The 20,807-nt window shown below is 49.6% G+C and carries 18 protein-coding genes and 1 tRNA gene; 10 read left to right on the top strand and 9 right to left on the bottom strand.

From position 1 onward, the window contains the following. Positions 1–96: 96 nt before the first annotated feature. Both nadB and nadA read right to left on the bottom strand, forming a co-directional pair. Positions 97–1,755, bottom strand: a complete 1,659-nt coding sequence (gene nadB, locus ACM5Q9_RS12020) for an L-aspartate oxidase (RefSeq protein ID WP_418144983.1) — start codon at positions 1,753–1,755, stop codon at positions 97–99. A gap of 5 nt (positions 1,756–1,760) precedes the next feature. Then, positions 1,761–2,873, bottom strand: coding sequence for a quinolinate synthase NadA (nadA, locus tag ACM5Q9_RS12015; protein WP_418145029.1), 1,113 nt, complete (start codon positions 2,871–2,873; stop codon positions 1,761–1,763). Between the two features lie 257 nt (positions 2,874–3,130). Between nadA and ACM5Q9_RS12010 the strand changes: the two genes are divergently transcribed. Beyond that, positions 3,131–4,075: an NUDIX hydrolase gene (locus tag ACM5Q9_RS12010; RefSeq protein ID WP_418144982.1), complete on the top strand. Its 945-nt coding sequence runs from the start codon at positions 3,131–3,133 to the stop codon at positions 4,073–4,075. Positions 4,076–4,088: 13 nt separating this feature from the next. Here ACM5Q9_RS12010 and ACM5Q9_RS12005 read toward each other — a convergent pair whose 3' ends face one another. Then, positions 4,089–5,204 carry an anhydro-N-acetylmuramic acid kinase gene (locus tag ACM5Q9_RS12005; protein ID WP_418144981.1) on the bottom strand — a complete coding sequence of 372 codons (1,116 nt, stop codon included), beginning with the start codon at positions 5,202–5,204 and terminating at the stop codon, positions 4,089–4,091. A gap of 141 nt (positions 5,205–5,345) precedes the next feature. Between ACM5Q9_RS12005 and tyrS the strand changes: the two genes are divergently transcribed. The 7 genes from tyrS to ACM5Q9_RS11970 all read left to right on the top strand — a co-directional run bounded on the left by tyrS (position 5,346) and on the right by ACM5Q9_RS11970 (position 10,983). Further along, positions 5,346–6,572 carry a tyrosine--tRNA ligase gene (tyrS, locus tag ACM5Q9_RS12000; RefSeq protein WP_418144980.1) on the top strand — a complete coding sequence of 409 codons (1,227 nt, stop codon included), beginning with the start codon at positions 5,346–5,348 and terminating at the stop codon, positions 6,570–6,572. Positions 6,573–6,613: 41 nt separating this feature from the next. Continuing rightward, a complete protein-coding gene (locus tag ACM5Q9_RS11995; protein ID WP_418144979.1) occupies positions 6,614–7,243 on the top strand; it encodes a YbhB/YbcL family Raf kinase inhibitor-like protein in 630 nt (209 codons plus the stop codon). Between the two features lie 31 nt (positions 7,244–7,274). Next, the gene (gene glyA / locus ACM5Q9_RS11990) at positions 7,275–8,519 is read left to right on the top strand and encodes a serine hydroxymethyltransferase (RefSeq protein ID WP_418144978.1); all 1,245 of its coding nucleotides are present in this window, start codon (positions 7,275–7,277) and stop codon (positions 8,517–8,519) included. A 56-nt stretch (positions 8,520–8,575) separates the two neighbouring features. Further along, positions 8,576–9,055, top strand: coding sequence for a transcriptional regulator NrdR (nrdR, locus tag ACM5Q9_RS11985; RefSeq protein ID WP_418144977.1), 480 nt, complete (start codon positions 8,576–8,578; stop codon positions 9,053–9,055). 12 nt (positions 9,056–9,067) lie between these two features. Then, complete coding sequence (gene ribD / locus ACM5Q9_RS11980; protein WP_418144976.1) at positions 9,068–10,198, top strand: bifunctional diaminohydroxyphosphoribosylaminopyrimidine deaminase/5-amino-6-(5-phosphoribosylamino)uracil reductase RibD; 1,131 nt, start codon at positions 9,068–9,070, stop codon at positions 10,196–10,198. 18 nt (positions 10,199–10,216) lie between these two features. Further along, positions 10,217–10,822 carry a riboflavin synthase gene (locus ACM5Q9_RS11975; RefSeq protein WP_418144975.1) on the top strand — a complete coding sequence of 202 codons (606 nt, stop codon included), beginning with the start codon at positions 10,217–10,219 and terminating at the stop codon, positions 10,820–10,822. Between the two features lie 73 nt (positions 10,823–10,895). Further along, positions 10,896–10,983, top strand: a tRNA-Ser gene (locus tag ACM5Q9_RS11970). 219 nt (positions 10,984–11,202) lie between these two features. On the opposite strand, the gene ACM5Q9_RS11965 is transcribed toward ACM5Q9_RS11970, so the two are convergent. The 4 genes from ACM5Q9_RS11965 to ACM5Q9_RS11950 form a co-directional block, all read right to left on the bottom strand. Next, a complete protein-coding gene (locus ACM5Q9_RS11965) occupies positions 11,203–12,138 on the bottom strand; it encodes a hypothetical protein (protein WP_418144974.1) in 936 nt (311 codons plus the stop codon). Between the two features lie 49 nt (positions 12,139–12,187). Beyond that, positions 12,188–14,215, bottom strand: coding sequence for a hypothetical protein (locus ACM5Q9_RS11960; protein ID WP_418144973.1), 2,028 nt, complete (start codon positions 14,213–14,215; stop codon positions 12,188–12,190). Positions 14,216–14,246: 31 nt separating this feature from the next. Further along, positions 14,247–15,092: a glycine zipper domain-containing protein gene (locus ACM5Q9_RS11955; RefSeq protein WP_418144972.1), complete on the bottom strand. Its 846-nt coding sequence runs from the start codon at positions 15,090–15,092 to the stop codon at positions 14,247–14,249. A gap of 168 nt (positions 15,093–15,260) precedes the next feature. Next, a complete protein-coding gene (locus ACM5Q9_RS11950; RefSeq protein WP_418144971.1) occupies positions 15,261–15,896 on the bottom strand; it encodes a carbonic anhydrase in 636 nt (211 codons plus the stop codon). Between the two features lie 279 nt (positions 15,897–16,175). Between ACM5Q9_RS11950 and nhaA the strand changes: the two genes are divergently transcribed. After that, positions 16,176–17,519 carry a Na+/H+ antiporter NhaA gene (nhaA, locus tag ACM5Q9_RS11945; protein ID WP_418144970.1) on the top strand — a complete coding sequence of 448 codons (1,344 nt, stop codon included), beginning with the start codon at positions 16,176–16,178 and terminating at the stop codon, positions 17,517–17,519. A gap of 71 nt (positions 17,520–17,590) precedes the next feature. Here nhaA and ACM5Q9_RS11940 read toward each other — a convergent pair whose 3' ends face one another. Both ACM5Q9_RS11940 and ACM5Q9_RS11935 read right to left on the bottom strand, forming a co-directional pair. Continuing rightward, positions 17,591–18,391, bottom strand: a complete 801-nt coding sequence (locus ACM5Q9_RS11940; RefSeq protein ID WP_418144969.1) for a thioesterase family protein — start codon at positions 18,389–18,391, stop codon at positions 17,591–17,593. A gap of 233 nt (positions 18,392–18,624) precedes the next feature. Continuing rightward, entirely contained in the window at positions 18,625–19,521 is an 897-nt protein-coding gene (locus ACM5Q9_RS11935; protein ID WP_418144968.1) for a DMT family transporter, read from the bottom strand. Positions 19,522–19,776: 255 nt separating this feature from the next. Here ACM5Q9_RS11935 and ACM5Q9_RS11930 point away from each other — a divergent pair, with 255 nt between their 5' ends. Beyond that, positions 19,777–20,781: a TRAP transporter substrate-binding protein gene (locus tag ACM5Q9_RS11930; protein ID WP_418144967.1), complete on the top strand. Its 1,005-nt coding sequence runs from the start codon at positions 19,777–19,779 to the stop codon at positions 20,779–20,781. Positions 20,782–20,807: the final 26 nt, after the last annotated feature.

Here is a 20,807-nt window from a genome sequence, read left to right as displayed (position 1 = left end):
GGTAATTTTTCCCTTATGCCATGCTGGACATAACATCTGGCGTGTATAAATAAAAAAACGGGCCCGTGTGCTTTACACGGGCCCGTTTTTTATGGTTCAGGAAAAAACCGGTGACAGCACGGTAGGCTTAGCGGTTTCGGCCTTATTTGGGTAGTCGGTGGTGTAATGCAGGCCCCGGCTTTCTTTGCGTGCCAGTCCGCATTGCAACATCAGGCAGGCAACATCCAGCATGTTATTTAGCTCTATTTCATTCAAGTTTGAGTCTTGTAAACAATTGGATGCGGAAAAATGGGCTACTTTTCTACTCGTTTCCACGCTTCTGCTTGGGAATGCATAATCTTTTGCCACACTATTGTTGAGTAATTGTGCTTTCCATGACTTCAGTTGGCTTAATGCCGTCTGCATGCCGGCATCATTGCGCACAATGCCAAAACACTGTGTCATCAGTTGTCTTAGGCTGTTTTTGTTTGGCGCATGGCTGGCTTCTGGCTGGCTGTTGCTTGCCGGTGCAGGGCTGATATGAATGGTATGCTCATAAACCGCAGGTGTTTCCCAGGGCAGGCCGGCCGTAATGCTATTGGCAATACTTCTGCCGGTCACAATGCATTCCAGCAAAGAATTGCTGGCTAGGCGATTGGCGCCATGCAGGCCGGTGTAAGCCGTTTCGCCGGCGCAATAAAGTCCCTTCAGGTCTGTTTGCCCATTGCGATTAACCAGCACGCCGCCGCAGGTGTAATGGGAGGCCGGGGCAACCGGAATGGGGGTGGTGCAAATATCAAGCCCGTGTGACAGGCAGGTTTCATGAATCATCGGGAAATGATGCAAAATCTGCTCTTTGGGTTTGTGGGAAATATCCAGCAAGACATGGCTGGTGCCGTTTTTCTTCATTTCTGATTCAATGGCCCGTGCAACGATGTCGCGCGGTGCCAGTTCAGCACGTTTGTCGTAGCTGGGCATGAAGCGGCTGCCGTCGGGGCGCAGCAATACGCCTCCTTCACCCCGTACCGCTTCTGAAATCAAAAAAGTGGGCGCATTGGGTAGTGCGAGGGCGGTTGGGTGAAACTGGATAAACTCCATATTGGCTACCCGGCAGCCGGCACGCCAGGCCATGGCAATGCCATCACCGGTGGCAATTTCCGGGTTGGTGGTATGGGTAAACAGCTGGCCGGTACCGCCGGTGGCCAGTACCGTATTGGGCGCCAGAAAAGTTTCCATTTCGCCAGATTGCCGGTTAAGCACCTTGACCCCAATGCATTCGGACGCATTTTCGCGACTAGTCAGCAGTGCGACCGAGGTGCGCTGTTCAAAAATATGAATATTGGGGCACTTGCCCAGCAGGGATTGCAGGGTTTGGGTAATGACATGCCCGGTTTTGTCCGACGCATGGGCAATCCGCCGCCAGGAATGGCCGCCTTCAAGGGTTAAATGCAACTGCTGGTCGGATTCATTACGCGTAAAATCCACCTGGTGTGACAGCAGCCATTGCAGGGCATCAGTCGAATGCTCAACAATGTGGGTAACTGCTTCTTTTTCACATAAACCGGCACCGGCAACCAGGGTGTCATTAATGTGTCGCTCAAATGAATCCTGGCTGTCCCAAACGGCGGCAATACCGCCTTGCGCCTTGTCGCTGGCGGTATTGATAAGCGCATCTTTACTTAAAATGGCAATGCGGTGGTTGCTTGGCAATGACAGCGCCACCGACAACCCGGCCAGGCCACTGCCAATAATGATGGTATCAAAATCGTGTTTCATGCTGCTTATGCGGCTCCGATATGCTGGAACAGTTTCATGTCCTGGACCAGGTCGCCGCTGGCCTTGACCGATTTTTTATGGGCTTCGGCAAATTGCAGCATCCGGTCAATTGGCAGGCGGGCGCGTTGGGCCATGTCTTTATCCAGTAAGACTTCGCCGGAGCCGTTTGTCAGGCATTGCTTGACGCCGGCCAATCCGTTCATGGCCATCCATGGGCAAAAGGCACAGCTTTTACAGGTTGCGCTATTGCCGGAAGTGGGAGCTGAAATGAAGGTTTTGCCAGGTGCCCGTTTTTGCATTTCGTGCATGATGCCGGCATCGGTGGCCACAATAAACTCTGTTGCAGGCAAATCGATGACGGCTTGAATAAGCTTGCTGGTTGATCCGGCTACATCGGCCAGTGCCGTTACTGATGCCGGTGACTCGGGGTGTACTAGCACTTTGGCGTTGGGATATTGTTCTTTCAGGCTGGCCAGTTCGGCGGCCTTGAATTCATTATGGACCAGACAGGAACCTTGCCATAAAAGCATATCGGCGCCAGTGTTGTCCTGAATGTATTGACCCAGGTGACGGTCTGGGCCCCAAATGATTTTTTCGCCTTTTTCATGCAGGTAGCTGACAATTTCCAGGGCGATGGAAGAGGTGACAACCCAATCGGCGCGCGCTTTTACTTCGGCACTGGTATTGGCATACACAACGACGGTTCGGTCTGGGTGGGCATCACAGAAAGCGCTGAACTGGTCGGCAGGGCAGCCCAGATCCAGTGAGCATTCGGCTTCCAGGGTGGGCATCAGCACGGTTTTTTCAGGGCTTAGCATTTTGGCGGTTTCACCCATGAAGCGAACACCGGCCACAATCAGAGTAGAGGCTTCATGGTCACGGCCGAATCGGGCCATTTCAAGCGAGTCTCCCACACAGCCATTGGTTTCAAGCGCCAGGTCTTGCAACACGGGATCTACATAATAATGGGCCACCAGAACGGCATTTTTGCTTTGCATGAGCTGCCTGATTTCCTGAATATATTGCTGCTCTTGCTTGAGAGAGAGCGGGGCGGGTATCTTGGCCCAGGCCTTGCCGACTATCGTGGCTTCCTGACTGTCAGGAAGGACAGAGGCCATGCAGGTTTGCCCGTTAAGCGTGGCGGTTTGCAACAAGGGTTGGTCAAATTCAAAGGCTTTCTGTTCGGTGTGTCCCATGGTTTTTCAAATAGTGATTTTTAAAAAAGCCAATTATGCTCTTTATGAGTATAAAACGCAAAATATTTTTATGTATCGACTTTTTTTCTTCATTAAGGCTGTTGCAAATAGTTTTGCCCGGCTAGACACTTCCAGATACAATGCCTATGCCAATATTCAATCATCAATAGCCATAAAATATGCCGGCTTCAGAAACCTCCATTACCCAGAACGAGGGCGCCAGCGAGCTGGTTGCCGTGTTAATTGCCATCACCCGCTTTTCCGCCCGTGTCTTAACGGTGCTTGATGGACAATCCTTGCCCTTTGGTGCCCTGTCTCCGGTTCACCGTTCCTTGCAATCAGGAGTCAGGCAATGGGTTAAAACCCAGACCCGGCAGCCCATGGGATATGTAGAGCAGCTGTACACGTTTGTGGACACCACCCGAACCCGTTTGTCGGGGCATCCGGTGCTGTATGTCAGTTACCTGGGTTTGGTTAAGGAAATTGATGAAAGCCAGCTTGAGGCACATGCCAGCTGGCAGGACTGGTATTTTTATTTTCCCTGGGAAGACCACCGGCAAGGACTGGTGCCCTGGGTAACCCAAACGTTATTGCCGCAATTGCAGGATTGGATTAGCCAGGAAAGCGACCCCATGGCCCGTATCAACCGGCAACGCCGGGTGGACATGTGCTGGGGCCTGAACGGATTTGACTGGGTAGAAGAGCACGTGCTGCTGCGTTATGAGCTGATGTATGAGGCTGGCCTGATTCCCGAGGCCCCCAATTGCCGGGATATCGGATTGGGGCACGCCGAGATTGGGTTCCCTATGCAGCGGGATCATCGTCGGGTTTTGGCCACGGCCATGTCACGCCTTCGTGCAAAAATCAAATACCGGCCTGTTATTTCCGAGCTGATGCCAGCCGAATTTACTCTTTTTCAATTGCAAAAAAGCATTGAGGGGCTGGCGGGCGTAGAACTGCATAAGCAGAACTTTCGCCGGCTGATGCAGCATCAGGACCTGGTGGAAGAAACCGGAAAAATGACTGCGCAGGATCGTGGCAGGCCGGCTCGCTTGTACAGGTTCAAGGATCACGTTTTGCTGGAAAACATTTTGGCCGGCAGCAAATTACCACAAATAAAATAATTGTCGCGGGCGTTCAGGCCGGGTAATAGGCGCCCAGAACGGTTTTGCGCCTGGCACCACTGACTGAAGGCGTGCCTGCGGGAACCTGGTAGCAATTGGCCCAGGCCAGCCAGGCAAAAGCCAGTGCTTCCATGGATTGGCTGGCGACTCCGTAATCTTCACAGCGTCTTACCTGAAGGCCCGTACGCACTGCCAGTTCCTGCAACAAGGGGCCGTTCAGGGCGCCACCGCCACAGGCAATGATTTCCTGTGTTTCAGGGGCATGCGCACGAATTGCGCAGGCAATGGTTTGGGCGGTTAGTGCGCGCAGGCTGGCCTGTACGTCAGGGGCGGAAACTTTTTCTTCAAAGCGGGCCAGCATGGCATTGAGCCAGTTTGGATTGAACAGGTCACGCCCAGTTGATTTGGGCGGTGGCAGCGCAAACCAGGGTTCGGCATTCAGCATGAAATTCAGCAAAGATTCATTCACGACGCCGCTGGCACCCCATTGTCCGTTATGGTCGTATTCTTTGCCGGTGTGGCGCTGGCACCATAAATCCATCAGTACATTGGCCGGTCCGGTATCAAACCCTGTGACTTCTTTTTCAGGGTGCAGGATGCTGATATTGGCCATCCCGCCCAGATTCAACACGGTTACGGGCCGGTGAGTGCTGAACAGGGCCTGATGAAAAGCGGGTACCAGTGGCGCACCTTGGCCGCCAGCGGCAATATCCTTGCTGCGAAAATCGGCAACGACGGCAATATTGGTAAGCTCGCTTAATAATGCGGGCGCATTCAGCTGAATGGTATAACCCAGTTCAGGGCGATGGCGTACGGTTTGGCCATGTGCGCCAATCGCCGTGACTTGTTCGGGGGCCAGTTCTGCCTGTTGCAGCAGTAACTGGCAAACTCCGGCATACAAATGCGCCAGCTCATTGGCGGCCAGGCAGGATTTTTCCAGTTCGTTGTGGCCTGCGGCATTGAGCTCAAGAAAGCGCTCTCTTAGCAAGGCAGGCATGGGCAGGCTGGCCTGGCCAAGGATGCGAGGACGCTGTTCGGGTGAAAATGCGGCAATGACCCCATCAACGCCATCGGTGCTGGTGCCAGACATGAGGCCAATGAAAAACTGAGTGTCCCGTACCTGAGGCATATGCAATTTGAATTTGGATAAAAAGGTATAATTTAGCACTGAATCGCAGGAAAAAAGCGATAATAGCAGATCTACCTGATTATCATCCTGGTTACATTTTGTCTCCGGGATGTTTATGTTTTGCATTGGATAAAGTTTTTTATGTCATCTTCCGAATCACCTGTTTCACCAGAAGTACAAAATGACTTGCGTATTGTTTTGCGCGGGTGCGATGAGCTGCTGGTAGAGTCAGAGTTTGTCAAAAAGCTGCAAAAGAGCCGTGATACCAATACGCCTTTGCGTATCAAGCTAGGCCTGGATCCCACCGCTCCTGACATTCACCTGGGTCATACCGTTGTCCTTAACAAAATGCGTCAGTTGCAAGACCTTGGGCATAATGTCATTTTCCTGATTGGCAATTTTACCTCGATGATTGGTGATCCTAGCGGGCGCAATGCAACCCGTCCGCCACTGACCAAAGAACAGGTCGAAGAGAACGCAAAAACTTATTACGCCCAGGCCAGCATGGTGCTAGACCCCGAGCGTACCGAAATTCGTTACAACGCCGACTGGTGTGAACAGCTGGGTGCCAGTGGCCTTATCCAGCTTGCCTCACGCTATACGGTGGCCCGCATGATGGAGCGCGATGATTTTACCAAGCGCTTCAAGGGCGGCGTGCCTATTGCCGTACACGAATTTTTATATCCCTTGCTGCAAGGCTACGACTCTGTCGTGCTCAAGTCCGACCTTGAACTGGGTGGTACCGACCAGAAGTTCAATCTGTTGGTGGGTCGTGAGCTGCAAAAAGAATATGGCCAGGATCCCCAGTGCGTGTTAACCATGCCCTTGCTGGTGGGTCTTGATGGCGTCGACAAGATGTCCAAATCCAAGAACAATTACATTGGCATTACCGAAGCGCCTGACTCCATGTTCGGCAAGCTCATGTCCATTTCAGACACGCTCATGTGGAGCTACTACGAGCTGCTTTCTTTCCTTTCCATGGAAGAAATTGCCGGCCTTAAAAAGCAAACTGAAGAAGGGCGCAATCCGCGTGATATCAAGGTCATGCTGGCCCAGGAAATTATTACCCGTTTCCATTCAGCTAAGGCGGCAGAAGAGGCCTTGGCCAACTTTGAAGCCCGCTTCCGTGATGGCGCCATCCCCGATGACATGCCGGAAATCCAGTTGCCGGGTGGCCCATTGGGTATTGTCAAGGTGCTCAGGGAATCGGGCCTCTCCAGTTCCGGCTCCGAAGCCCAGCGCAATATCGAGCAGGGTGGCGTTCGGGTTGATGGCCAGCGGGTTGAAGATAAATCCCTGCAGCTCGCCGCAGGAACTTATGTTGTGCAGGTAGGCAAACGCAAATTTGCCCGCATTACTGTCAATTAATTGTATTCCATCTATTAACATCAGGTTTTATTGGGGGATCTATGAAATTACTCAGTCAGTCAATCGTCAACGGGCAGGCCATTCACCCTCGCTATGCTTTTGGCAAACAAGATGCGGTGGCACATATTGCACTGTCCGATAATTTGAGTCCGCATTTCTCATGGGAAGGCGCACCTGAAGGCACCCGGTCTTTTGTGTTGATTTGCCGTGACCCGGATGTGCCCAGTAAACCCGATGATGTAAACCAGGAAGACCGTGAAGTGCCGGCCGATCTGCCCCGCGTTAATTTTTATCACTGGGTACTGGTTGATATTCCTGCCAATGTTACGGTCATTGAAGAAGGTGAGTTCTCCAATGAGGTAACCCCTAAAGGCAAGAATGGCCCAATGGCGCCACGTAATATGCGTCAAGGGATCAATGACTACACTTCCTGGTTTGCCAACGACCACGACATGAAAGGCGATTACTACGGCTATGATGGCCCTTGCCCCCCTTTCAATGACGCGTTGGTCCACCGTTATGAATTTACGCTTTATGCCCTGGATATAGAAACGGTTCCACTCGAAGGCCGCTTTACTGCCGAAGATGTCCTCAAGGTCATCAATACGCATATTTTGGCCAGCGACAGCATTACCGGCTTGTATACACTCAATCCTAAAGTGACCATTTAACTTTTTGCTTTTTATAAATTTAGGAAAACACATGTTTGATCGTTCCCTTACCCTGGACAAAGTTGACCCCGAATTGTGGGCTGCCATCCAGAAAGAAAATGTACGTCAGGAACAGCACATTGAGCTGATCGCTTCTGAAAACTACACCAGTCCTGCCGTTATGCAGGCACAGGGCACACAGCTTACCAACAAGTATGCTGAAGGCTATCCAGGCAAGCGTTACTATGGTGGTTGCGAGTTTGTAGATATTGCCGAGCAATTGGCTATCGACCGCCTGAAAGAACTGTTTGGTGCTGAAGCTGCCAACGTTCAGCCCAACTCCGGGTCACAAGCCAACCAGGGTGTTTACATGGCTGTCCTGAAACCGGGCGATACCGTTCTGGGCATGAGCCTGGCTGAAGGTGGTCACCTGACACACGGTGCTTCTGTTAACGCTTCTGGCAAACTGTACAACTTCATTCCTTACGGATTGGATGAAAACGAAGAGCTGAACTACGCACAAGTAGAACAACTGGCCAAAGAGCATAAGCCAAAACTGATCGTTGCCGGTGCTTCTGCTTACTCACTGCGTATCGACTTCGAGCGCATGGCTAAAATTGCCCACGATAACGGTGCCCTGTTAATGGTTGACATCGCCCACTACGCAGGCCTGGTCGCCGGTGGTCAGTACCCCAACCCCGTGCCACATGCCGACTTCGTCACTTCCACCACGCACAAATCACTGCGTGGTCCACGTGGCGGCGTCATCATGATGAAAGCCGAATATGAAAAAGCCGTTAATTCCGCCATTTTCCCTGGCATCCAGGGTGGTCCTTTGATGCACGTGATTGCCGGTAAGGCCGTTGCCTTCAAAGAAGCCCTGGCACCTGAATTCAAAGACTATGCCAAACAGGTTGCCCTGAATGCCAAAGTCCTGGCAGAAACACTGGTAAAACGTGGTTTGCGTATTGTGTCTGGCCGTACCGAAAGTCACGTCATGCTGGTAGACCTGCGTGCCAAGGGCATTACCGGTAAAGAAGCCGAGGCTGTTCTGGGTGATGCCCATATCACGGTTAACAAAAACGCAATCCCGAATGATCCTGAAAAACCATTCGTGACCAGCGGTATCCGTTTGGGTACACCTGCCATGACAACCCGTGGCTTTACCGAAAAAGAAGCCGAACTGACCGCTAACCTGATTGCCGATGTCCTGGATAATCCACGTGATGCTGCCAATATTGCGGCTGTCCGTGAAAAAGTCAATCAATTGACCGCACAGTTCCCGGTTTACAAATAATTTGCTGACAAGCAGCGCCTGCTTCGGCAGGCGTTTTACGTTAAGGTTCCCATCAAATGAAATGTCCGTTCTGTGCTCACTCTGAAACCCAGGTGGTAGATTCCAGGGTTTCCGAAGACGGTGATACCATACGCCGGCGCCGCCGCTGTCTGGATTGCGACAGGCGTTTTACCACCTATGAGCGGGTGGAGCTGTCCATGCCAACCATCGTCAAAAGAAACGGAACGCGCGTAGAATTTGATATTAAAAAATTGCAGGCCAGCCTGAAGCTGGCCTTGCGCAAGCGCCCGGTGTCTACCGAGGCTCTTGAGGCCGCCGTTTATCGCATTCAGGAAGCATTGCTGAATACGCCCGGCAAGGAAGTTTCAACCGGGCATATTGGTGAACTGGTCATGAATGAGCTCAAGCAGCTGGACCAGGTTGCCTATGTGCGGTTTGCCTCGGTTTATAAAAGTTTTGAGGATATTGGCGAGTTCGTCAAGGCCATTCAGGAAATGCAGGTGCCGGTTAGTGCCGCCAAACTGGAAAAGAAATAGGAAGAATCTGTTTTGACCCAGCTTGATGATTTCTACTGGATGAACAAGGCGCTTGAGCAGGCCGCTTCAGTCATGTTTGTTACTACCCCCAACCCCCGTGTGGGTTGTGTGATTGTTAAAGACCAGCAATTGCTGGGGCAGGGAGCAACCCAAAAAACGGGTGGCCCTCATGCCGAAGTCTGTGCCATTCGTGATGCACAGGAAAAAGCGCATGACCTGGCAGGCAGCACTTTTTATGTAACCCTAGAGCCCTGCAGTCATTATGGCAAAACCCCGCCTTGTGTGGATGCCATTATTGCGGCCAAGCCTGCCCGCGTGGTCATTGCCATGGCAGACCCCAATCCTTTGGTGGGGGGCAGGGGAATTGCCAAATTGCAGGCAGCAGGCATAGAAGTTGCCAGTAACCTGTTAGCCGAACAGGCGCTGGCATTCAACCCTGGGTTTATTTCGCGCATGACAACTGGCCGTCCCTGGGTGTGGACCAAATTGGCTTCTTCATTGGACGGGCGCATGGCCTTGTACAATGGGCAGTCACAGTGGATTACCAGTGCAGCCGCCCGTGCCGACGGGCATTACTGGCGTGCCAGAAGTTGTGTGGTGTTAACCGGTCTGGGTACCGTCTTGCATGATGATCCGCTCATGAACGTGCGTTCAATCGCTACCCCACGCCAGCCAGTTCGTGCCATTATCGACAGCCGTTTTGTGGTCCCGGAAATTGCCCGGATATTTAATGGCGATCCGGTATGGGTGTTTACTACCCATTTGGATGAAGCCAAGGCGGCACGCCTGCAAGCCAAAAACGTGCAGGTAATTGCCATGCCTGAAAAAAATGGCCATGTTGATCTGGATGCTGTGCTTGACTGGATGGGCGGGCAGCAAATTAACGAAGTACATGTAGAAGCCGGGCCAGGACTTAACGGAGCCTTGTTGCAGGCAGGTTTGCTAGATGAACTGCTGCTGTATATGGCACCTAAAATACTGGGTGATGCCCATAGCCTGTTCCGTTTGCCTGTCTTGAATGCATTGGATCAGGCTTACCAGTTTGATTTTTTTGAAACCCAAACCTTTGCGCCCGACTTGCGTTTGCGTGCGCGTTTGCAAAACCGCTGGAACACGCTCTTGAGTAGCGTTCTACACAAGTAAGATCATCAAGGAAGAAATATGTTTACCGGAATTGTTGCCGCTGTGGGCAAAATCACAAATGTTGAACCATTGGGAAGCACTGGCCAGGATGGCGTGCATTTAACCATCCAGGCACCAGGCTTTAATATGGAAAAAACTAAACTGGGTGACTCGATTGCCATTCAGGGGGCCTGCATGACGGTGGTGAAATTTGCCGGGCAGACGTTTGAAGTGGATGTCTCCCGCGAAAGCCTGAACCGTACGGTTGGACTGGATACCCAAGGTGAAGTCAATCTTGAACACGCCCTTAAAATGGGTGATTCATTGGATGGGCATATTGTCTCAGGTCATGTGGATGGCCTGGGGTCGGTTGTGTCATTTGATGCGGTGGGCGAGTCTCATGAACTTAAAATCCAGGTTCCGCAGGAACTGGCCAAATTCCTGGCCTATAAAGGTTCTATTACCGTTAATGGCATTAGCCTGACAGTCAACAGCGTGAGCGATAATGACAGTGGTTGCATTATTAGCATTAATATTATTCCCCATACCATCCAGAATACAACACTTCGCAACACCAAAGCGGGTGATAAAGTGAATTTGGAAGTGGATATGATTGCACGATATGTGGAAAGGATGCTAAAATAATTGATTAAGTTGATGCTGTTTGTTTAAGGCAGCGTTGCAAGTATAGCTGGTGCAAAGCCAGCTTTACAAAAAAGGGTCGGTGGCCGAGTGGCTGAAGGCGCACGCTTGGAAAGCGTGTAAACGGAAACGTTTCGGGGGTTCGAATCCCCCCCAACCCGCCAAAATTTAAAATGCATAAGTAATGCATAAAGTGTCAAAAGCCGGTTATTAAATTAACTGGATTTTTTCATTTTCGCCGTTAAATATGACAGCGTCCAGCAGAATTAAAGAATATAAATATTTGTGAATGCTTTAGGGCGCTGGGGCAGCCTGAGGCTGCTCAGGCTGTTGTAGCCTGAGCAGAATACGATTTTATATATTCCAAGGTCGGATGAAAGGTGCTACAACATATTTGGAGCCAGTTTATCAAGCTCTTTCAGGCGGAAAGACTTCAGTTTCAGCGTAAGCTTATTGCTTTCCTGAAACATGAATTTCGCAATTGCTTTGCAGGTTTCAACCGGTTTCTCAAAAAGCTGGTTTTCAGGGTCGGGTAGGGCGCATTGTTGTATTGCCTGCTCAATGTTTGCCTGTTGCTGCTCTTTGGCAAATTTTTCAGTATCCAACGTTTTTTCCGAAGGTAATAGTGGGATATTATATTGGTTAGTGAGGGCATTAACCTTTTTCATATATCCCTGGTCCTCGATCTCGATTTCCGTATTGTTGATGTTTATTGGTTCAAGCATTGCGCCAATGCTGAACATCATCATAGGAGAGAATGCCTCTTTACTGTTTTCAAGGCCAGAAGAAAGTACTGCCATTAACTGTTGTGCCTGGCTTATGGAAAAAGAACTGTCTATCTTGATCACTTCGCGTTGATCAAGATTAAAGCGGACTTCTGCCGTGCCTTTGGTTTTTAAGGCATCCAGATCCAGGCTTACATTAAGGGGATCCGCTTTGTCATAGCCGGCATTTTGAAGCAATGTGTTTTCCAGCAAGGGACTTTGTCCGTTGGCATCAGTCACGCCGGTTAAAACCAGTTGGCCTTGCAGGCGGGATGCCGAGTTTTCAAAACCCGACAGTTGCAGTTTCTGAATATTCAGAAATGGTTTTCTTTTGCCAATGGTCACATTTTCTATGGTAACAGTACCCAAAATATTGGCACTTAGTTTTTCCCAGTGAATTTCATTGGCCAGCGGTGTAGCAGCAAGGGTTGCCGAGATTTCTTCTTCGGCTGTGCGGGTTGCGTAATTATTACCTAGAAACCATATTGCCGCGATCAGAATCAGTAAGCCTGCTCCAATAAGTGACAGTAATTTTTTGCTAAGAATGGTCGTCATTTTGTTTTCTGTTAATGTGTCTGCTTGTTAAAAAGAGGGTTTGGTTTGCTTAGTAACTGGTCTTCTTAGCCTCTTCATATTCCTTAATAACACTTTGCGCTTGGGCAATATCCCAGTTTGCATTTTTTAATGCTATACGGGTTAAGGCTAGCGGGTTTTCCAGGTCTTTACAGAGATCCTGTTCGCACTTGAGCAGGTGGGATAGACTATCAATTGCAACCTTTATGACAGGCAGTTTGTTTGCATCTGTTCGGCTCTTATCCAATGAGGCCTTGCCACTAATCCAGTACCATCCTTTTTCCAGTTGGGCTGGACTGTTAAGTTCGAGTGGGTAGGGCCAGTTAACCTGTGCAATAGTGTTGTCAGTCTTGTCGACGCGTACCAGCAAGCTGACTTCTTTGGAATGATCATGCATTAGCCTGTAATAGTCACTGCGACCAAAGGGTGTAAATTCAATGCCAGACAGGTTCTGTGCAAGCAGGTTTGTATTCCCGTTTTGCAGGGCTGTTTCAAAACCGTTAAATTGCTCGATGTTTCTTGCTTCCTTACGGGCGGTAGCATATAGTTCTTGCTGTTTTTGGCGGGCTAGTTGCTGTTGTTCATAAATGCGCTGCTGTTCCTCACGTTGTTTCTTCCAGGCGGCCTCTTGTGCGATGCGTGCTTCTTCACGTTTGGTTGCTTCATCTCTTTGGAAAAGATAGTTGGTGCCCTGAATCGAAGTGAGTTCCCATGGTGGAAGCTGTTTCTTTCTCCAGTCGTAACTCCGGTAAAGAGTGGTTGAATACAGTTTGCCTTGCAACTGGTTTTCCAGAATACCGCGCTTGAAATCGCTGAAGAAGGAAACCTTCAGGTCATTGGCTGATTCCTGTAGCCATGGATGTTGACTGAGTGCCTTGTTGATTTGTTCACGTATGTGGTTTTCTTTTCTGAAAATTTCATTTTGTTCAGTGATGATATCAAGGCCGCTAATAAACCAAGGTCCGAATGGCGAAGAGCCCCAACCTTTGCTTAAACCTAATAAATAATAGGATTTTTCTTCGGCGTCTTCACCTAGATAAAGCCAGAGTTGCTGCCCATTTTCTTTGGCGGCGACAATGTTCAGTGAGTCGATATTCGCCAAATCGGCTTTAAGCGCAAGCCCGTTTGAAAAATGGTAGTCGGAGGCCCGGTTTAGGATGTTACCGTCGGAGCGGACAATACTGGCTTTGCCGGGACCTTGCGCAAAGTGGTCCTTGCAGTTCAGGCCTTCTGTTTTGAAATGGGTATATTCCAGATTTAAGGATGAGTTTTCAAGATAGACAAGTAATTTGCAACCGTTCTGGTCTTTAACCTCTGTTAGCTTGGCTGTTGTCAGAACTTCTTGCCTATTTGCATTGGGCTTCCAGCCGTTAACTTCAAAAGCCAATTTTGGGGTGGCAGGTAAAGCGGTTTCGTCAGATTGATCTTTGGGTTTTATTTCCGTTTCTGCTACGGCATTTTGCTGTAATCTTTCTACTTTTTTGTCTGTTGTATTGTTTTTAGCTTCAACTTTTTTTTCGGTTGTTGCTACGGTTTTTTCACTGGTGGGAGCAGTTATTGGATTAACCTGTTCCAGCGGTTCTGTTACCTGTTCAGGAACTGGGGCGATTGCCAGTTCGTTTTGGGTTTCAATGGCAAGAGAAGGGCGCGGCTCCTGGGGCTGTGTTGTGGTAGCTACCACAGTGGGTTTGTTTTCTTGTGGTGAGGAGTCAATATTCAAGACCCAATCAGTTGCTGCAACGCTGTTGCCTGAGGCAAGCTGTTTTCCCTGTCGGTTCGTACTGACCCAGCTAATCTCTGTTGCCTGTGGGCACTGGTTTTTCATAAGCTGGCCGATTTTAGGCATGAGTCTGGCAAGTCCTTCAGGGTTCGGCTCAGCTTTATAGCGTGCTTCCAGTTTCAGATTGGCGCTACACCAGTTATCGACATTGGCATTATTAACAATAATTTCAATTTGTTCACTTTTGGAAAAGGCCAAACGATATTCTTCGGCATGGGCAGTAACGCCCGTCATCATAAAGGCGCAGGCAAGCGCTAACGCTATTTTTTTGTTCTTCACAAGTTACTCCGGTTTGTATGCGTTTGACGGTTTAACCAATTTGCCATGTGCCATTAGTGTCCTGGCAAGCCTGGAAGGTTTTATCTTCCTGGCCAGCACTAGATTTCAGGCTGTATTTCATTTCACGGCATTGTGTTTGTACGCTTACTTGCTGGGTAACTGTTTTGGCAGGTTCGATGGCGTCCAGATCAAAACCTTGTTGCTGTGCAGATGCTACGGTGATTTTGTCCAGATCGGTTGCTGTATCGGTTTTTTGAGTGGCAGCAGTAACTAAAGGTGCGTATACATAACCAACGGTGACGCCCTTGCGGCCCACGGCAATCCAGTTATTATCGGTTTTGCCCAGTGCGGTGAAGGTTTGGCCTGCCTTGAATCCACCAATTCTTTCACCTGTATTATCGGGAGCGGCGCGTAAAATGGCTGATTTCTTTGCTTGATACGGTTGGTTAATGATTTGCAGGTTATCAACCTGTGCGATTTTTTGAGCGCGTTTTATTTTTGTTGTTTGCGTTACGGTTTTGTTACTAACCGGGGTGATAACGGCTGACGCACCACTGTGGTCTGATTTCCAGTTGGTTTTTTTTCCTGATTCCAATGCTTTTTGGGTGCTTGCGGCCAGTGCCATCTGATCTTTTTCATCTAGATTGGAGCCGATCATATTACCCAATAAACCACCGGCCAGTGCACCAACAATAGCCGCAACGGTTTTGCCGCTTCCACTGCCAAACTGGGCACCAACAATTGCCCCCAGAATGGTACCAATTGCGGTTCCGGTAGTTTGTTTGGAACCCCATCCGCCCTGACCGTTAGTAGCGCATCCCCCAAATATTAATGTTGTTGATAAAAGTGTAATGGATGCTTTTTTGCTGAAACTCATTGTTTTTCCCATAATTTTGCAAGATTAAATTTGTTGCAAAGTATACATTATGAATATTTATGATTCAATTATGGGAAGGGAAAGGTCTACGCCTATGGCTTGCATGGGATGCAAAGCTTTCCTCCACTAAAATTAGTCGTTGTTTAGTGGAGGGAATAAGTCAAAACGCTATTCAGTATGCGCGTTGAAGTTGCCGGTGATGGGGTCGCGTACAAACAGCAAGCCGGTAGCAATGCCAAAGTAAGCGCCATGCAGGGTTAGTTCGCCAGATTTCACCCGTTCGCGTACGGCCGGAAAGGTCATCAGGTTATTCAGGCTGTATTCCACGACAGCCCATTCAAACTGGCGTATCCAGGTTTGGCGATCACCTTGTGGCGGGCCTAGTTTTTCAGCTACGGGTGCAATCTGTGACATCCATTTGCCAATGAAATCCCGCTGGGAAAGTGGTGCTGCCTTGTTGGCATAGGCCGCAATACCCCCGCAACTGGCATGTCCCAGTACCACAATATGCTTAACCTTTAAAGCATTAACCGCGAACTCAACGGCGGCACTGGTACCGTGAAAAGAAGATTCAACATCAGACTCACAGGGAGGAATCAGGTTGGCAATATTGCGAATAACAAAGATTTCACCCGGGCCTGCATCGAAAATGGTTTCTGGTGCAACCCTGGAGTCGCCGCAACCGATAACCATGATTTCTGGACTCTGTCCTTCTTCTTCAAGTGTTTTGTAACGGGCATGTTCGCGTTCAAGTCGGCCGCTCAGGAAAGAAGCGTAGCCTTCGGAAAGTTTTTTTGGAAACATAGGTGGTCTATTTTGCTTTTGGATAATAGTAATAATTTTATCATTTAAGTTGTTAATCCCCTTTTTGTTAAAGGTAACGAATTAATAAAAGAAGCGGTTGGTGGGCGTGCTGAGTTAATCGCAATAGATTAATTTTCTCTTTGTTAGGGTGTTATAAAAATTTGCTAATGGCTTGTGCCTTATCATTCTTTAAGGTAGAATTTTCGCGGGTGTTAGCACTGCGGTGTGCGGTGAAACAGGTTAATGTGATGGTCGGGCCGCCACGCGGAGAGTTTATTAATGAACCAACACCCGTCACGGCAGCCATTGCCGCGTGCGCAAATTTTGGCTGAGCGCGCTTTTTCAAGTCTGGACCGTTTTCTTCACATTGAAGCCGTTAGCGGTATAGTTTTGCTAGTGGCCGCAGCCATTGCATTGATCTGGGCCAATTCCTCTTTTTCAGCCAGTTATCACGATCTTTGGCATACGCCATTTTCAATTGGTATTGGCGACTATGTATTTTCCCAGTCGTTACATTTTTGGATTAACGATGCGCTGATGACCGTTTTTTTCTTGGTGGTTGGCATGGAGATTCGTCGTGAGATTCATGAGGGAGCCTTATCCAATTTCAGGCTTGCGGCGTTGCCACTTGCGGCAGCACTGGGGGGTGTTGTAGCACCGGCCCTGATATATCTGGCATTTAATCAGGCTCCCCCCAACAGTGCTGGATGGGCAGTGCCAACGGCCACTGATATTGCTTTTGCCGTTGGCGTACTAGCTTTGCTTGGTCGATCCATTCCCGGTAATGTCAGGGTGTTTCTGTTGGCATTGGCTATTATCGATGATATTGTGGCTGTGTTGATTATTGCAGCGTTTTACTCTGGCGGATTGGATTACAGCGGTTTGTTGATTGCAGCATTGGGAATCATAATGGTGCTTGGGCTGCAAATGATTGGTACAACTTCTGCCTATGCCTATATATTGCCGGGTGCCGTGTTATGGATCGGCTTGTTACAAACAGGAGCGCATCCAACCCTGGCGGGCGTCGTACTGGGTCTGATGACCCCCGTCTTGCCGGGTCGAATGAAAGAGCACCCATTAGTGCTGGCTAGTGAGGCTATTAATAGGTTTTCTGAGCTTAATAAGACAGAGGCCTGCACCAATCACCTTGCCGTGCCACTGAAGCAGCTTAGGCGTGCCCAGCGTGAACTGATGGCCCCTGTCACACGCATCCAAATGGCCCTGCATCCATGGGTGGCGTATGGTGTCATGCCCTTGTTTGCGCTTGCAAATGCGGGTGTTACGCTTGATGGAGTTGATTTATCAATGGGTGGTTCACAATCCGTCTTGTTTGGTATCTTGATTGCATTGGTGCTTGGCAAGCCCTTAGGGGTAGTGGCCGCCAGTTGGCTGGCTATTCGTTTAGGATGGTGTGTGCTGCCACCGGGCTTGAACTGGGGAGGGGTTATTCTGGTTGGTTTGCTGGCTGGAATTGGTTTCACGATGTCGATTTTTATTGCCACACTTGGATTGGCGGATCCCAACCTGCTTGGGGCGGCAAAGCTGGGTGTATTATTGGCTTCCCTGACTGCAGCCATCGTTGGCTTAGGTTGGGGGTACCTCTACAAAAAAAGACATAAGTAAAAGCCGCTGATTTATGCAAGCCTGGCCTAAGCGCTGTATGGGCAGGGCTTGCATCATCTGAATAAAATGTTTTATGCTATTTTGCGTAACGTAAGAATTTGTTCACTACGGCCAAAAGGACCATGGATATCGTGCAGGACCGAGCTGGTCAAGCCTATTCCATCGTTGCCATATTGTTGCACGGTTTCAAGACCCAGCCATTGTCCGGTGGGGTATCGGTGCATATGAATTTGCAAGTCCAGGTTGGGGAAAGCCCAGGAAAATTCGCCATCCTGTCTGGGTACAATGCCGTTGGCGGTATCTACCATGCCGATTAAATGCGCAAAGGGAGTGGTTGCTTGGCCTTCAACCATAGCCAGATCATTGTTCAACCACACAATACCCTTGCCAGTACGGTTGTTTTCATCGGCTCTGGTTTCAAGGCTGTGAATATAGCCGCCTGGCCAGCGCCGCAGGCCGGTCCAAAGCGGGTAGGTTTCCGGGTGAAGGATTGCCGGATCTTCAAGTCCGCCGATGTGTTTGCTGTCTTGCGTTGCCATGCGCCAGGCCCGGGCAACAATACAGGTTTTGCCATTGGCCTGCATGACGGATTCAAGCAGTTCGATGGTTTTGCCGGCACGGATAATGCGGGTAGTAATACTGAATTCGCCAAAATGGATCAAGCCGAAAATATCAAAACTGATGCGACCTATCCGCATGTCTGCACGTGGTGCAAACTGTTCAAGTTCCACGGCCATGACACCGCTGGCCGGTGCCATATGCTGTTCATGCGGGTTCCAGGCTCCCTGGGCGTGTATGGTTGAGCAATATTGGGTGGTTACCGATCCGTCCGGGTTAACAGTTCTTTCCAGAAATTGATAATAAGCAGGCATGGGTTTCCTCTTGATGTGTGTCTCCTGGCCAAAGCAGCAATGCCTGGCAGGGTGTTTTTGTTTTATACCGGGTTGTTAGGCCGGCTTAAGCGTCATGTTGTGCAAGTATGGTACTAAAAATGCGTGCGAAATATCAATTAAGTGACAACGGCCGTTTTTTAGCTTGAAGTATATTGTTTTTAACTTGGCATTTGTTAAGTGCAAAGGCGCAATAATGTTTGCAATGGCCATTGTTAACTTTGTTTGCCGCCCGTATTCACAATAATAAGTCCACTCAGGGCCAGCACCGAGCCCACCAGGAAAGTGGGTTCCAGTGGTTCATCCAGCAGCAGTATGCCCAGCAGTACGCCAAACAGGGGCGTCATGAATGACAGCACACCCAGACGTCCAGTCAGGTATTTGCGCATCAGCCATATCCAGGTGAAATAAGTGGCGCAGGAAATGACCAGTGTCTGGAAGCCCAGGCTGGCCCAAACCAGTGGCGTGCTGTTGAACGTTATTTGATTGGTGAAAAATGCCACCGGCATCAGGAAGATGAATCCTCCGAATAACTGGTAGAACAGGGTTTGGGTGGGGGGCGCTTCGCTTAGGCGGCTGACCCGTACCGCCACGGTTGTCATGCCCCAGGCAAAACCACCACATAAACCCAGCAAATCGCCCAGTAATTGGTTGGGGATGGCGTCGTTTTGGGCTTGCGGGGTGAGCAGAAAGGTAATGAGCAGACCCGCGAATGCCAGTGCCATGCCAAACCATTGACGCGGATTCAGGCGTTCTTCGGGTAAGCGCAGATGTAGTCCGATAGCGGCAAACAAGGGCGCTGTATACATGAAAACAACCATATGTGATGCTGATGTCCAGCGTAATCCTTCGGCAACCAGCATGAATTCGGTCGCGAATAGAAAACCAACCACCAGCCCAGAGCGAAATGCCACGCCTTCAAGCCATTGGTCGCGAGAGAGCAGGCGGGTAAAGAGCAAAACCAGTACAGCAGCGACGCCGGAGCGGACGGAAACTTGCAATATGGGGGGGATATCTGTGGCAACGGCTTTGATGGCGACTTGTTGAAGCCCCCATATCAGGCAAAGCAACACCATAATTGCGCTGGCTTTGCCATCTACTGCTTTCCTCATTTTATTGCATGCTCCGTGTAAGATCTTTTAATATTTGCGTGTATTTTCGTTGACAGCGTATCTTACAGTAAAACATGAGGCCACGATTTGGTTGGCAGTGCATAGGGATTAAGCAGCCCCATTTATGGTAAGCCCTAAGTAATTTTTTTGCTCCAGATTGTTACACTGAAGCCGGGTTATTAATTCGTGTATTTGCTATAAACAGTTCTCGGTGCACGGAAAATATTTGATTTTAATAATACGGAGACTATTCCCATGAAAATTACTGCTATGCGCATCCTGAGTGCAGTGGGTATGAGCTGTGCACTGGCTTTTTCCGGCAGTGCCCTGGCGTCTGATAAGCCTATTGTTGTCAAGTTCAGTCACGTGGTTGCCGACAAAACTCCCAAGGGGCAGGGGGCCCTCAAATTCAAAGAGGTGGCTGAAAAGCTGTTGCCTGGCAAGGTTGAGGTTCAGGTTTTCCCAAGCTCACAGTTGTTTGGGGATGGCAAAGAACTGGAGGCCCTGTTGCTGGGTGACGTGCAGATAATTGCGCCGTCACTGTCCAAGTTTGATCGTTACACCAAAAAAGTGCAGCTGTTTGATTTGCCTTTCCTGTTCGATAACATGGAAGCCGTGGATCGCTTTCAGCAAAGTGACAAGGGTAAAGAGTTGCTGAATTCCATGCGTAATCGTGGGTTGCAGGGCCTGGCTTATTGGCACAATGGCATGAAACAGTTATCCACCAACAAAGACACGTTGCAACGCCCCGAGGATGCCAAGGGCCTTAAATTCCGTATCCAGGCATCTGACGTACTTGAGTCCCAGTTTCGGGCTTTGGGTGCCAACCCGCAAAAACTGTCTTTCAGCGAGGTATATCAGGCCTTGCAAACCGGGGTGGTGGATGGCCAGGAAAACACCTGGTCCAATATTTACTCACAAAAATTCCATGAGGTTCAAAAAAACATTGCAGAAACCAACCATGGTGTGATTGACTACATGGTGGTGACCAACGCGAAGTGGTGGGATGGATTGCCTGCTGATGTTCGTGAGGGCTTGCAACAAGCCATGGATGAAGCCACCAAGTTTGCCAACGAAGAGGCCGCCAAGCTGAATGAACAGGACAAGCAAAATATTATCGCCGACAACAAAGCCAAGGTTGTTCAATTGTCCAAGGAAGATGTAGAGGCCTGGCGTAAAACGATGGAACCGGTCTGGAAAAAGTTTGAGGGTGATATTGGCGCAGACCTGATCAAGGCGGCCCAGGAAGCGAACCAATAAAAAATGTTGGCTGGTTACGGACGGGG

Origin of the sequence: Advenella sp. RU8 (assembly GCF_048381675.1) — a bacterium.
In the GTDB taxonomy this organism is placed as follows: Bacteria; Pseudomonadota; Gammaproteobacteria; order Burkholderiales; family Burkholderiaceae_B; genus Advenella.
Note: the sequence above shows the minus strand (reverse complement) of the source record. Positions and strands in the feature narration are given on the sequence as shown.